Origin of the sequence: Agrobacterium sp. MCAB5 (assembly GCF_052114365.1) — a bacterium.
GTDB classification, from domain to species: domain Bacteria; phylum Pseudomonadota; class Alphaproteobacteria; order Rhizobiales; family Rhizobiaceae; genus Agrobacterium; species Agrobacterium tumefaciens.
Genome location: NZ_JBFREP010000006.1, coordinates 218303 through 231875 on the forward strand (window position 1 = coordinate 218303; position 13573 = coordinate 231875).

The window sequence follows — 13573 nt, forward strand, 5'->3', positions numbered from 1 at the left end:
GTTCGGTCGTTCGAAGCGATGCAACAGTCTCGAATGCGACCGCCTCAGGTGTTTGGGCGATTGATAATGTTCTCGCAATTGGCCGGATTGCCGATGATTTCGCTGGTCTTGATGGTGGAAGCGGGATCCGCGGTGATCTTGATGATGCAGTCGCGGCGATGCTCCTTGATCTTCATGCCTTCCGTTTCCGATATCCGCACCTGCCCGTTCAAGGTGCGGATTTCCCGCTTGTTGGAGAGGCCGGCATAGGTCTCAACGTCCACCTTCAGCCAATAGGATTCCGTCGCGCCCTTTTCGATGATCACCTTGTTAGGACGGCCGAGTCTGGCGATAGCCGCATCCAGGGGCTGGCCCACGAGGCTCGCCACCGTTTGCGATGCGTCCGTCTGCCCGGTCGTGGCGCACCCAGAAATGGCGGCCAGCACGCCGACCAGACATCCCGCTTCAAGCCATCTCATTTTCAGTTTTCTTCCCTCACAGAATACCATCAGCCGACACGTTCCGTCGTCAGCGTTGCAATCTAGGCTCGATAATTTTGCTCTGAAAGGAGGTGCGACCCAGATGCTGATCAACTTGTTATGATCGACAGGGTCATACAGGTGTTCTCATCTGTTGCGGAACACGGTGCAGGGAATGCCGGCCTGGCGGATTTCGCCGCAAAGCTCGTTGGCCTGGGCGCGTGTATCGCGGCCGATGCGGGCGGCATAACGCGGGCGCGAACCGAAATTGCCGCCTCGCTGCCGCACGATCAAAGCCCGCTCGGCATTAAGCGGCCCGGATAGTTGGCCAATGGCGCGGGTAAAAAGCCGGTTCGCCACCGCCGGATTATAATGCGCGGCAAGCTGCACGCCCCAGGGCGCCCAGTCGGCCGACGAGATGAGGACAGGATCGTTCATCGTTCGCGTATCGGCCAGACGCAGACAGGCATCGATGAAAGAGCGGGTCTCATCCAATGCCGGGGCCGCCTTTTCCGGCGGGTTGTCCTTCCATTTCTCAACCGGATATCCCGTTATCGCAAACACATAATCCCGGGTTTCCGTCGGCAGCCGACCGGTCGCGATAAAATTCCGCAATCCCCCCTCGCCCGCATTATAAGCTGCGGCGGCGAGACCGAAATTGCCAAACTGCTTATTCAACTCGGACAGATACCGGGAAGAGGCCTCGAGTGCGGCGATTATGTTGAAGCTGTCTTTGAGACCACGCAGCTTTGCGGTTCCAGGCATGAACTGTGCTATGCCTTCCGCGCCCTTCGGGCTGACCGCATTGGCCCGGAACAGGCTTTCCCGCCAGATGAGCCGGGCGAAATAATCCGGCGGAACGGCGTGGCGCCCGGCCAGAACCTCGATGGCGTGACACAGGTCGTTATTGTAGCTTTCGACACGGATGCACAATTCCGGCGCGACATCATGGGTGTAGGCGCAGGAGACTTTGCCATCGACCTTCTCCTCGGCCCCGGTCGTGCCACTGGCAAGCGCCAGCAACCACAGAGCAAGACTCACGCAGCGTGTCGATATCACCGCCAAGCAAAACTCCCCGCAAATCCCACGCCCGATACGCCGATTATCAGGCATTCTGCAAGATATGCCCAGACCTAGGGCTCTTCTTCAATGGAAGCTTCGGTTTGGGCCTTGCCGAGGCTTCCATGCGTCCAGAATAAAGGTCGCATTTCCGCGTCGGCAAGGCCATCTTGTGTGCTTAGAAGTCCTGCCAATCCTCATGTTCGACGGCGACTGCAGCGGAACCGCGCACCGCAAGCGGGCGGGATGCCGGGCGACGCGGAGTGGCAAAGGTAGCCTGCTGCTCGAAGCCGCTCCGCGACGACGATGTCGAGTGCGATGCGTCATCGAACCGGAATTGCCCTAGAAGCTCAAACAACGCTGCCGCTTCCCGTGCAAGGCTGTGGCTGGCAGCCGTCTGCTCCTCAACCATCGCGGCATTCTGCTGCGTTCCCTGGTCAACGGTGTTGACTGCCTGATTTATCTCGGCGAGCGCGGTCGACTGTTCGCGCGCGGCATCGACGATCGCTACGACATTGGTGTTGATGTCGCGCACCTGTTCCGCGATTTCCTGCAAGGCAGAGCCCGCTTTGGTAACAAGGCCAACGCCGTTTTCAACCTGCGTGCCAGACGCGTTGATCAGGCTCTTGATTTCCTTTGCGGCAGTCGCCGAGCGTTGCGCAAGTTCGCGAACTTCCTGCGCGACCACGGCAAAACCCTTGCCTGCTTCGCCTGCGCGGGCAGCTTCCACGCCTGCATTCAGCGCAAGCAGATTGGTCTGAAAGGCAATCTCGTCGATAACGCCGATAATATTCGAAATCTCACGCGACGATTTTTCGATCTGGTCCATGGCACTGATCGCATCGCGCACAACCTGACCTGAATGTTCGGCGTGGTCGCGGGCACGGCCGACGATTTTTCCAGCCTCTTCCGCACGGCGGCTTGAATCATTGACGGTGGTGGTGATTTCCTCGAGGGCTGCAGCCGTCTCCTCGATAGAGGCGGCCTGCTGTTCCGTACGTCTGGCGAGATCGTCGGCCGCGGACCTTATTTCATTCGACCCCGAAGAAATGGCGCCGGCATTTTCAGAGACCAGCGTCATGGCCTTCTTGAGCTTTTTCGAGGCTGCGTTGAAGTCGGACCGCAATCTTTCAAGCGAGGGGATAAAGGGTTTGTCGATGCTCTGCGAAAGATCACCGTCAGCCAGATTGGTCAGGGACTGCGCGAGCTTTTCGACATTTTCAACACGTCCGGTCACGTCGGTGGCAAATTTGACGACTTTGAACACCTTGCCGGACAAATCGAAGATCGGATTATAGGAGGCCTGAATGAAAACCTTGCGACCGCCCTTGCCAAGCCGCATGAATTCATCCGCCACCAGATCGCCGCCGGCAAGCCTTTTCCAGAATTGCGCATATTGCGGGGACTGTGTGTAGGCGGGTTCGCAGAACATCGAATGATGCCTTCCCTGCACCTCGGCGAGCGAATAGCCGAGCGCCGCCAGAAAATTCTCGTTGGCCGTCAGGACCTCGCCGTTCGGAGAGAACTCGATGATGGCCTGCGCCCGCGACAGGGCGTCGATCTTGCCCGCATCTTCCGCCGCCTTCAGCTTGCGCTCGGTAATATCAGTGGCGATCTTGACCACTTTGACCGGCTTGCCGCGACGATACACCGGATTATAGGAGGCCTCGATCCAGACTTCCCTGCCACCCTTGCCAATGCGCTTGTACTGCCGCTGATCGAACTGGCCGGCCGAAAGCTTTGACCAGAAGGCCTTGTAGTCCTGCGATGACACGACTTCAGGTTCAACGAACAAGCTGTGATGTCTGCCGACTATTTCCGCCAGCTCGTAACCGAGCGCACGACAGAAATTCTCGTTGGCGGCGAGAATCTTTCCGGCCATATCAAATTCGATGATGGCTTGAGATTTGGAGAGCGCGGCAAGAACCGCGAAAGCATTGGCACCACGATCAAGAAAACTCACGCGCGATCCTCCGATGGCAGCTGGACAGTTTCTACTGAAAATCGTTCGCCAACAATATGATTGCATTATTAAATAATATTTAAGGATAATCTTGACGTTGATCACGCGAGTTGATGGTACGGGCGAAATTTGGGCAATACGCGTCTTCCTGCCGCAAAAATCTGCATATTAGGTCAAGCACGCGCTTCACGTTACAAAGAGACATTGTTTCATATTTATTCTTCAGAACGGGCGCGGCTGGGCCCGGCATATGATGCCTATCGCCGAAGGGTGAGGCGCTGGATTTAAATATCCATGCGCGTCGTGTTTGATCATCGCGCCGGCACCGTCATGACGCACAACCTTTATTCCTTTGCAAAATTGCACCTTCCCGCCTCCTTTCGGAACGATCGGCGCATGGCGACATTGTTTACCGAATGGGGCTTTCTTTTGGGAGGAACACGCCGTGAAGAAGAACATGATCTGCATCTGGTACGATAGGGATGCCGAGGCCGCAGCCAGATTTTATGCCGAGACCTTTCCCGACAGCACCGTCAATTCCGTCTATCGGGCGCCGGGCGATTACCCCTCCGGCAAGGAGGGGGACGTGCTGATGGTGGAATTCACGGTGGCAGGCGTCTCCTGTATCGGCCTCAACGGTGGCCCGACATTCAAGCACACCGAGGCTTTCTCGTTCCAGATTTCGACTGAAGATCAGGAAGAGACGGACCGATACTGGAATGCCATCGTCGGTAACGGCGGAGAAGAAAGTGCCTGCGGCTGGTGCAAGGACCAATGGGGCATCTCCTGGCAGATCACCCCGCGGGTGCTGATGGAAGCAATGTCCGCCGGTGGCGCCGAGGCCAAACGTGCCTTCGCGGCAATGATGGATATGAAGAAAATCGACGTCGCCACCATCGAGGCGGCACGTCGGGGTTGATGCTAACAGATCATTCAGCGACAAGTAGCGAAGAAAGACATTTCAAGTAAAGAACTGAAAAACAACGGAAAATCAGATAAAACCCGTTTATCTGATTTTCCCTGGACGCCTATGCGTGCCTGTACCTTCACTCATCACAAAACGTTCAACAAAGTGTAAGCGATCCGTCAAAGACGGCTGCTAGCAGAGCCCGTGGCTTCGTGTTGGGGACGTGACGTCCTCGCCGGTCATGCCATTACTCCATCAACGGGGCTCAACTTATGAAATCTTCCGCTCTGACCTCTTTCGTGGCAGGCGTTGCCATTGCCGCCGCCTTCGGCGCCACGGCTGCCCACGCAGAAAAGACCAAATTCGAATTCTGGCACGGCCTTTCCGGCGATCTCGGCGACCGCGTTCAGGAAACCTGCAAGAAGTTCAACGACTCCCAGGCTGAATTCGAAATCGTCTGCACGTCGCAGAACGACTACGACGCCACGCTGCAGAACACCATTGCCGCCTACCGCGCCAAGAAGCAGCCCGCCATTACCCAGATCTACGATGCCGGCACGCTGGACATGATGTTGTCCAAGGCTTTCGTTCCCGCCAAGAAGCTGATGGCCGACAACGGCTACAAGATCGACTGGAACAACTATTTCCCCGGCATTGCCAATTATTATGCAACGGCTGACGGCGAGCTGAACTCCTTCCCCTACAACTCCTCCACTGCGGTCTTCTATTACAATGTCACCGCTTTCGAAAATGCCGGCATCACCTTCAAGCCCGACACATGGGAACAGGTTGAAGAAGCCGCCCGGAAGCTCAAGACGGCCGGTTTCGAATGCCCGCTGGCCTTTAATTTCGACACCTGGATGCTGATGGAACAGTTCTCTGCCATCCACAACCAGCCAATCGCCACCAAGGGCAACGGTTATCAGGGCCTCGACGCCGAACTGACGATCAACAAGACGAAGTTCGTTGATCAGGTCAAATTCTTCAAGAAGATGCAGGACGAGAAGCTGTTCGTCGTCAAGACCAAGCAGCTCGGCATGGATATCCTGCCCGCTTTCACCTCGCAGACCTGCCAGATGTTCATGTCCTCGATTGCCGGCCATGGCACCGTCGGCAAGACCATGCCTGAGGGCGTGAAGTGGGACGTCGCCATGCTGCCGATCTGGAAGGGCACCGAGCGCCACAACTCGCTGGTTGGCGGCGCTTCGCTCTGGGTCATGGCTGGTCGTCCGGAAGCTGAATACAAGGGTGCGGCCGCATTCCTAAACTTCATCGCGCAGCCTGATATGGTTGAGTGGTGGTCGACCGTTACCGGCTACATCCCGGTCACCAAGACCGGCTTCGACGCCATGAAGGCCAACGGCTTCTACGACAAGGCGCCCTACAAGGGCCGTGAAAAGGCAATCGAAAGCCTCACGTTTACGCCGCCTTCCGAATATACCCGCGGCATCCGCCTCGGCGGCTTCACGCAGATCCGCAAGGAAGTCTCGACCTCGCTCGAAGCCATCTTCATGCAGAACGCCGATATTCAGACCGAACTCGACAAGGCTGTCGAGCGCTCGAATGCCGGCCTGCGCCGCTTCGAAAAGACCTATGCCGGCGCCAAGCTGAACTAAGCGGTCCTTTTCGCCTGGGTTTGCCCGTCTCCGCGCGGGCAAACCCTTAATGCCATTTTCTGTTTCGGATATTTCATGGAAAAGCGCGCCGTTTTCAAAAGCACATGGTTGCCGCTGCTGTTCGCATTGCCGCAGCTGGCACTGATCCTCCTGTTCTTCTACTGGCCCGTGGCGGCGGTGATCAACTGGGCCTTCACCCTCCAGCCGCCCTTCGGCGGCGCGGCAGAATTCGTTGGTTTCGCCAATTTCCAGGAAGTCTTCTCTGATCCATTCTACTGGCATTCCGTTACCGTCAGCCTGATCTTCGCGACCGTCGGCCCCTTCGTCGCCATCCTCATCGGCCTCACCCTGGCGCTCTCCGTCGACCGCCAGCTTCCCGGCTCCGGATTTTTCCGGGTTCTGTATATCCTGCCCTTCGCCATCGCAGGTCCCGCCGCAGGCATGGCCTTCCGCTTCATCCTGTCGCCGGAACGCGGGTTGGCCGCTTCACTCAACGCCGCCTGGCCAGATATCTGGAACCCGGCGAAATACGGCGAACATGCACTGGCGCTCGTCATCGCCATCTTTATCTGGAAATGGGCGGGCTACACCTTCATCTTCCTGTTTGCCGGCCTGCAATCCGTGCCCCGTTCGCTGACGGAAGCTGCGGCGATGGATGGCTCCGGCCCGATCCGCCGCGCCATAGACATTCAGGTGCCGTTGCTCGCACCCACGCTGTTCTTCCTGATGGTGACGATGATGACCGAGGGTTTCGTCGGCCAGGACACGTTCGGCATCGTGCATTCGCTGACGGCGGGCGGCCCCAATCGCGCCACCGATGTGATGGTTTACCGCATCGTCACCGAGGCCTTCGAAGGGCTGAACTATTCCGGCGCCTCGGCACAAACCATCGTCCTCATCGGCCTCATCATGGTCTTCACCTTCATCCAGTTCCGCTTCATCGAGCGGCGCGTCCATTACAAGTGAGGCCTGAGAGATGATACAGCGCACGCCCTATGCCGACGCCTTTACCTACGTGGTCATGGTCGCGGGACTTCTGCTTCTTATCGGCCCCTTCATCGTGGTATTGGCAGGCGCCAGCCAGACGGTGCAGCAGGTGAACCACACGCCCTTCAGCTTCATGCCGCAGGGCGAGCTTTTCAAAAATCTCAGCACCGCCTGGAACCGCGCCAATCTGGGCAACGCCATGTTCAACAGCCTGGTGATGGCCTCGCTCGTCACAGCGGGCAAGGTAGCCCTTTCCGCTCTGACCGCCTTCGCCATCGTGTTTTTCCGCTCGCCGCTGAAACACCTGTTTTTCTGGTCCGTCTTCATCACGCTGATGCTGCCGCTCGAAATTCGCGCCGTTCCGACCTATGCCGTGGCAGCGGATGTGTTCCAGCCGTTCCGTTACCTTATAGCGCTGGTGAGCGGTGTCGAAGTCAACATCGAATGGAACCTGCTCAATTCCTATGCGGGCCTGTCGCTGCCGCTTGTCGCCACGGCCACCGGCACCTTTCTCTACCGGCAGTTTTTCATGACCCTACCTGATGAACTTGCGGAGGCGGCGCGCATGGATGGCTCCGGCCCCGTGCGTTTCTTTTTCGACGTGCTGCTGCCGCTCTCGCGCACCAACATGCTGGCCCTAACCACCATTCTCTTCGTCTCCTCGTGGAACCAGTATCTGTGGCCGCTGCTGATGGTCACCGACCCCTCCTACAAGACGGTGATGATGTCGTTGCGTGCCCTTTTGCCTTCGGAGGACGGCACGCCGGACTGGAACGTCACGCTTGCCGGTTCCCTCATCATCATCATGCCGCCGCTTCTCGTCGTGGCGTTCCTGCAACGCTGGTTCGTGCGCGGTCTAGTGTCATCCGACAAGTGACGACGCGACGCGTGGCTCTCAACAACAAGGTTCTTAATATCATGGCTCAGATCGATATTCGGCAGGTCCGCAAATCCTATGGCAAGACCCCGACCCTGCACGGCGTGGATCTCACTTTCGAAACCGGCGAATTCGTCGTCATCCTCGGCCCCTCGGGCTGCGGCAAGTCCACACTTCTGCGAATGATCGCTGGGCTGGAGGATATCACGTCAGGTGAAATCGCCATTGGCGGGCGCGTCGTCAACACGCTGGAGCCGCGCGAGCGCGGTTGCGCCATGGTGTTCCAGAACTACGCACTTTATCCGCATATGACGGTATCAGGCAATATCGGTTATGCGCTGAAGGTCGCAGGCGTTCCCAAGGCTGAACGTCTTCGCCGCATCGAGGAAACGGCCAAGATCGTTGGCCTTTCCGACTATCTCGAACGCAAGCCCGCCGCCCTTTCCGGTGGCCAGCGCCAGCGCGTGGCCATGGCCCGCGCAATCATCCGCGAACCGCAGGTATTCCTGTTCGATGAACCGCTGTCCAACCTCGATGCAAAGCTGCGTGTGACGATGCGCGCCGAAATCCGCAAACTGCACCAGCGCCTATCGGCCACCTCCGTCTTCGTCACCCATGATCAGGTGGAAGCCATGACGCTGGCCGACCGGCTGGTGGTGATGAACAAGGGCAATGTGGAGCAGGTCGGTCATCCGCTCGATATCTATCACCGCCCCGCCAGCACCTTCGTAGCCTCCTTCATCGGCTCACCGGCGATGAACCTGTTCAACACGCGGGTGGAGGTCGAATCTCCATCCGTCATGCTGGGCGGCCAGCCGGTGAAACTCTTCCCCGAGACCGCGCTGGAGCTGCGCGGGCGCGACGTGACAGTCGGCATTCGCCCTGAACAATGCCTGGTCAGCATCGAGGGTGCGGGCGTGCCCGCAACCGTGGACTTTGTAGAAGAGCTGGGCTCGGGCCGCATCGTACATGCGGAAATCGCCGGCGAAACTTTCTCCGCAGCCATAGGCGAAGATCTGTTGGTCAAACCCGGCCAGCGCATCCACTTCGAACTGCCCCCGGCCCACCTCCACTTTTTCGATCCGGCCACCGGCAAGCGCATCGAAACGGAGGGTGCCATCGAGACAACCCGCATCGGCAACGAAAAGCTGCTGGCAGTTTGATGGCGGACGTTTGAGCACGGATCAGTCCGGCGCGGTTTGGGGGTGTCCCAACCACGCCGGATCTCCAAACGACGTTTTCGATCTCGAACTACGATTTCGAAATCATCCAATACATTAGCTATATAGACCAATATTTTGAATTTACGACATTTTCTCATTTGAATCATTGCGCGAAATACGTCGAAATTTGCTTGGCGATCACAACGTGAAGCACATTGCTTGCCGGATATTACGTCAACACGATGAGGCAAACCCGTTGCAGGCAAAGCGATCTTGCGAAATGAATGATTTCAGGAAAAATCTTTCTGTTTGGAAATCATAATCGCAATAGTCTTTGCCGCACCGAGCCGCCAGCAAGGCTATCGTCGCGATGAGGACCGAGCCGGTCTTCGATCCTTGGCGGCCGACAGAGAAAACGCTCGGGTCAAAACTTCAACGAAAGAGTGAAGCCCAATGGCAAACGATCGCAAACTGCATCTCGGCGCCTTCATGCGGCCCGTCAGTCTTCACACGGGTGCGTGGCGTTATCCCGGATCCTTCCCGGACGCGAACTTCAATTTCGGCCATCTGGCGCGATTTGCGCAACAGCTTGAAGCCGCGAAATTCGATGCATTTTTCATGGCCGATCATCTGGCGGTGCTTAACATGCCGACGGAAGCACTGCGCCGCAGCCATACCGTCACGTCTTTCGAACCCTTCACCCTGCTTTCGGCGCTCGCCGCCGTCACCTCCCGCATCGGGCTGGTTGCCACCGCCTCCACAACATTCGATGAGCCCTACCACGTAGCGCGGCGTTTCGCCTCACTCGATCACCTCAGCAATGGTCGCGCCGGCTGGAACATCGTCACCACAGCAAATCCGGATGCGGCGCTTAATTTCGGCCGGGACGAACAGCCTGACCACACGGAGCGTTATGGAAGAGCGCGGGAATTTTACGACGTCGTTACCGGGCTGTGGGATTCCTTTTCCGATGATGCCTTTCTCCGGGATGTCGATAGCGGGTTGTTCTTCGACCCTGAAAAAATGCATGTGCTTAATCACAAGGGACCGGAATTTTCCGTGCGCGGTCCGCTCAATATAGCGCGTCCGGTGCAGGGCTGGCCCGTCATCGTTCAGGCCGGGGCTTCAGAGCCGGGGCGCCAGCTTGCAGCCGAAACTGCCGAGGTCGTTTTTGCGGCAACACCCACGCTTGCGGCGGGAAAAGCGTTCTACAGGGACGTCAAGGACAGAACCGTTGCGGCAGGCCGTTCCCGCGACGGCATTGTCATCCTGCCGGGCGCTTTCGTTCTGGTCGGCGATAGCGTGGAAGAAGCCAAGGCCAAACGCGCCAGGCTCGACAGCCTCGTCCATTATGAAAGCGCGATAGCCTCGCTTTCGATTGCGCTCGGCCACGATGCTTCGAGTTTCGATCCCGATGGCCCCTTGCCTGACATTCCCGAAACCAATGCAAGCAAATCCAGCCGCGAGAGGGTGATCGAACTTGCAAGGAGCGAGGGGCTGACGGTGCGCCAGCTGGCGCAGCGGCTGGGTGGCTATGGGGGTCTCGCATTTGTCGGCACGGCAAAAACCATCGCCGACGAGATGGAACAATGGCTATACGAAGAGGGGTCGGATGGCTTCAACGTCACCTTCCCGTTCCTGCCTGCCGGACTTGACGATTTCACGACCCTGCTTGTGCCCGAACTGCAAAGGCGCGGCCTGTTCCGAAAGGACTATGAGGGACCGACATTGCGCGATCATCTCGGTTTGCAACGTCCGGCCAATCGTTTTTTCCCTGAATAACGCGCCGTCGCGCCGATCCGGCCAGCGGTAGGGAGATTTTCCACGCCCGCCCTGAAGTTTGGGATGAGGTTCCAGAAGGCTGGATTGACGTCATAAACGCCTGCCCATACCCTTTAAATACACAAATTACATAAATTAGGTACACTATTATGAAGGCTAAACATTCTCGCCGCCAGATCCTGAAACTCAGCATTGCCGGGGCTCTCGCAGCACCCTTTGCCACGGGCAGCGCGCAGGCCCAGAGCTCACAGGAGTTTCCTGCTGAGCTGAAGCTGGATTGGGGATTTTACTCCTCACACACGCTGCTGATAAAGAACAAGGGCTGGCTTGAGGAAGCGTTCAAGGATGTCGGCACCAAGATCACCTGGGTACAATCCCGCGGAAGCAACAATTCGCTCGAATTCCTGAAGGTCGGCTCGACGGATTTTGCCGGTTCGGCAGCACTTTCCGCGTTTCTGGCCCGCGCCAATGGTGTGCCGCTGAAGGTGATCTATGTGGCAAGCTGGGGTGGTTCTTCCATCATACAGGTTCGCCCGGATTCGCCGGTCAAGACCGTCGCCGATCTCAAGGGCAAAACCATTGCGGTCACCAAGGGTACCGCGCCCTATTTCACCCTCCTGCGCGCCCTTGCCCAAAACAAGCTTTCGATCGATGACCTCAAGGTCGTGAACCTGCAGCATCCGGAAGGATTCAACGCGCTTCAGCAGGGACAGGTTGATGCATGGGTCGGCATCGATCCACACACATCCCAGGCAGAACTTGCCGGTGACAGGGCGATTTTCGATGAGCGTAGCTGGCGCGACGGCAGCGTCTTCAGCGTTTCCGAGGAGTTTCTGGCGAAATACCCGAAAGCGGTCGAACGCCTCCTCGGTGTCTGGGTCGAGACACAAAGATGGATCCGTGAAAACAACGGCGAATTCATCGATTTCGTCACGAAGGTCACCGGAAACGATCCCCAGATCACCAAGCTGACGATCGAAAAGCGCGACTGGAAGGATCCAGTTCCGGGCGAGGAACTGCTGAACTCGATCCGTATCGTGACCCCGTTGCTTGGCGACGATGTGCTGCGTCCTGGCGTCAATGTCGACAGCGTCCTTTCGTCGCTGATCGATCCGGCACCGGCGAAAAAGGCGCTGGGAGCATGAATTCTCATCCGCGCGAATTTCAGCGCGTGAAGCAGACTACGAAACAACTCCCTGCCCGACTGCCGTTCGTGCAAATAGTGGGGAATTTCCTGGGACGGTTCGACCTGCGCGGCGCGATCGTGCCGGTCGGCTCATTGTTGCTGCTGGAATTCTTTGTGCGCGTGGGCTGGGTAAGCCCCTATGTGCTGCCGCCGCCCTCCGAGCTTTACGACACGTTTCTAAGGCTCGCCGAGGGTCCTTTGTGGACGAATGTCGCAGCCAGTACCGCACGTGTCTTCGTCGGCTTCGTCATTGGCTCCCTTCTTGCAATCGTCGTCGGTTCGCTGGTCGGGCTGGTCGTTGCCGCCGAGCGTTATATTGAACCGACGTTTCAGGCGCTACGCGCGGTTCCGAGCCTCGCCTGGGTGCCGCTGCTGATGATCTGGTTCGGCATTGGCGAAACCTCGAAAATCGTACTGATCGCCAAAAGCGCGTTTTTCCCTGTTTATCTCAACCTCTTCTCCGGCATCAGGAATGTCGACCGCAAGTTGGTGGAAGTGGGCGAGATGTATCGCCAGCCGCTGCCAGTGCTGGTTTGGCGGATTTTCATTCCCGCCTCCTTGCCGCATCTGTTCACGGGCTTGCGTTACGGCCTGTCGCTGGCCTGGCTGAGCGTTGTCGCAGCGGAACTTCTGGCGGCCTCCGAGGGCATCGGCTACATGCTTTCCGATGGGCGCGAACTCTCCCGACCCGATCTGGTGATGATAGCGATTATCTGCCTTGCCGTCCTCGGCAAGATTTCCGACAGCCTCTTCAAGATAGTCGAGGAACGTTGCCTCAGATGGCGCGACACTTATCCCCTTCAGCAAGGAGGGCGCCTGCGATGAGTTTGCTCAATGTCGATGTTCGCGAAAAAGCCTTCGGAGACACGGTTGTCCTTCAGGATATTCACCTGACGCTCGGCGATGGTGAAGCGGCGGTTCTTCTCGGACCAAGTGGGTGTGGGAAAAGCACCTTGCTGCGCATCGCCGCCGGCCTCGATCGGCATTTCTCAGGCGCTGTGAAGGTTCAGCAGGCAAAGGAAGTTCAGGCATCGGACTCACCGCCCATCGCCTTTGTCTTTCAGGAACCCCGCCTGATGCCGTGGCTGACAGTTGCCGAAAACATCGGTTATGCGGCCGGCAAGAAATATGATGTCGAGCGGGTAGAAGGACTGATCAACGATGTGGGCTTGAGCGGCCATGGCAGCGCGTTACCGAAAGCCCTTTCAGGCGGCATGGCGCAGCGTGTCGCCATAGCAAGAGCGCTCTATACCCGGCCGCGCATCTTGCTGCTCGACGAACCCTTCAGCGCGGTCGATGCTTTCACGCGGATGAGATTGCAGGACCTAGTTCTGAAACTCGTCGAACAGCGCGGCATTTCCTTCCTGCTCGTCACCCACGATATTGACGAGGCGCTTTATCTCGGTGACCGCATTTACATGATGGGTGCCCATGACGGCCGTATCCAGCAGCGGATAGAAGTGGACGAGCCGCGCCCGCGCGACAGAAGGTCGCCGCAACTCGCCACCCTCAAGAACGAGGTGCTGACTGCCCTGCACAACGCCCACGTCATCTGACTGGCGCCGGCATCTTTCG

General features: G+C 57.9%; 12 protein-coding genes. 9 read left to right on the forward strand and 3 right to left on the reverse strand.

The window, feature by feature from the left end:
* Positions 1-44: 44 nt before the first annotated feature.
* The 3 genes from AB4Z23_RS15940 to AB4Z23_RS15950 all read right to left on the reverse strand — a co-directional run bounded on the left by AB4Z23_RS15940 (position 45) and on the right by AB4Z23_RS15950 (position 3480).
* Positions 45-458, reverse strand: a complete 414-nt coding sequence (locus AB4Z23_RS15940; RefSeq protein ID WP_112200858.1) for a hypothetical protein — start codon at positions 456-458, stop codon at positions 45-47.
* Positions 459-605: 147 nt separating this feature from the next.
* A complete protein-coding gene (locus AB4Z23_RS15945) occupies positions 606-1499 on the reverse strand; it encodes a transglycosylase SLT domain-containing protein (RefSeq protein WP_441360344.1) in 894 nt (297 codons plus the stop codon).
* 196 nt (positions 1500-1695) lie between these two features.
* Positions 1696-3480, reverse strand: a complete 1785-nt coding sequence (locus tag AB4Z23_RS15950; protein WP_112959743.1) for a methyl-accepting chemotaxis protein — start codon at positions 3478-3480, stop codon at positions 1696-1698.
* Positions 3481-3925: 445 nt separating this feature from the next.
* Here AB4Z23_RS15950 and AB4Z23_RS15955 point away from each other — a divergent pair, with 445 nt between their 5' ends.
* The 9 genes from AB4Z23_RS15955 to AB4Z23_RS15995 all read left to right on the forward strand — a co-directional run bounded on the left by AB4Z23_RS15955 (position 3926) and on the right by AB4Z23_RS15995 (position 13554).
* Positions 3926-4399, forward strand: a complete 474-nt coding sequence (locus AB4Z23_RS15955) for a VOC family protein (RefSeq protein ID WP_112959744.1) — start codon at positions 3926-3928, stop codon at positions 4397-4399.
* A gap of 260 nt (positions 4400-4659) precedes the next feature.
* On the forward strand, positions 4660-6003 hold the full coding sequence (locus AB4Z23_RS15960; RefSeq protein WP_112959745.1) for an extracellular solute-binding protein: 1344 nt from the start codon (positions 4660-4662) through the stop codon (positions 6001-6003).
* A 75-nt stretch (positions 6004-6078) separates the two neighbouring features.
* The gene (locus tag AB4Z23_RS15965) at positions 6079-6969 is read left to right on the forward strand and encodes a carbohydrate ABC transporter permease (protein WP_003517818.1); all 891 of its coding nucleotides are present in this window, start codon (positions 6079-6081) and stop codon (positions 6967-6969) included.
* Between the two features lie 10 nt (positions 6970-6979).
* On the forward strand, positions 6980-7867 hold the full coding sequence (locus AB4Z23_RS15970) for an ABC transporter permease subunit (protein WP_003517820.1): 888 nt from the start codon (positions 6980-6982) through the stop codon (positions 7865-7867).
* Positions 7868-7908: 41 nt separating this feature from the next.
* Positions 7909-9030 carry a sn-glycerol-3-phosphate import ATP-binding protein UgpC gene (locus AB4Z23_RS15975; RefSeq protein WP_025595982.1) on the forward strand — a complete coding sequence of 374 codons (1122 nt, stop codon included), beginning with the start codon at positions 7909-7911 and terminating at the stop codon, positions 9028-9030.
* Positions 9031-9483: 453 nt separating this feature from the next.
* Positions 9484-10812, forward strand: coding sequence for an LLM class flavin-dependent oxidoreductase (locus AB4Z23_RS15980; protein WP_112959746.1), 1329 nt, complete (start codon positions 9484-9486; stop codon positions 10810-10812).
* A gap of 149 nt (positions 10813-10961) precedes the next feature.
* A complete protein-coding gene (locus tag AB4Z23_RS15985; RefSeq protein ID WP_112959747.1) occupies positions 10962-11957 on the forward strand; it encodes an aliphatic sulfonate ABC transporter substrate-binding protein in 996 nt (331 codons plus the stop codon).
* Positions 11954-12823 (forward strand): ABC transporter permease, encoded by an 870-nt coding sequence (locus tag AB4Z23_RS15990; RefSeq protein WP_112959748.1) that lies wholly within the window; start codon positions 11954-11956, stop codon positions 12821-12823. The genes AB4Z23_RS15985 and AB4Z23_RS15990 overlap by 4 nt, the downstream gene beginning before the upstream one ends.
* Positions 12820-13554: an ABC transporter ATP-binding protein gene (locus AB4Z23_RS15995; RefSeq protein ID WP_112959749.1), complete on the forward strand. Its 735-nt coding sequence runs from the start codon at positions 12820-12822 to the stop codon at positions 13552-13554. The genes AB4Z23_RS15990 and AB4Z23_RS15995 overlap by 4 nt, the downstream gene beginning before the upstream one ends.
* Positions 13555-13573 lie beyond the last annotated feature (19 nt).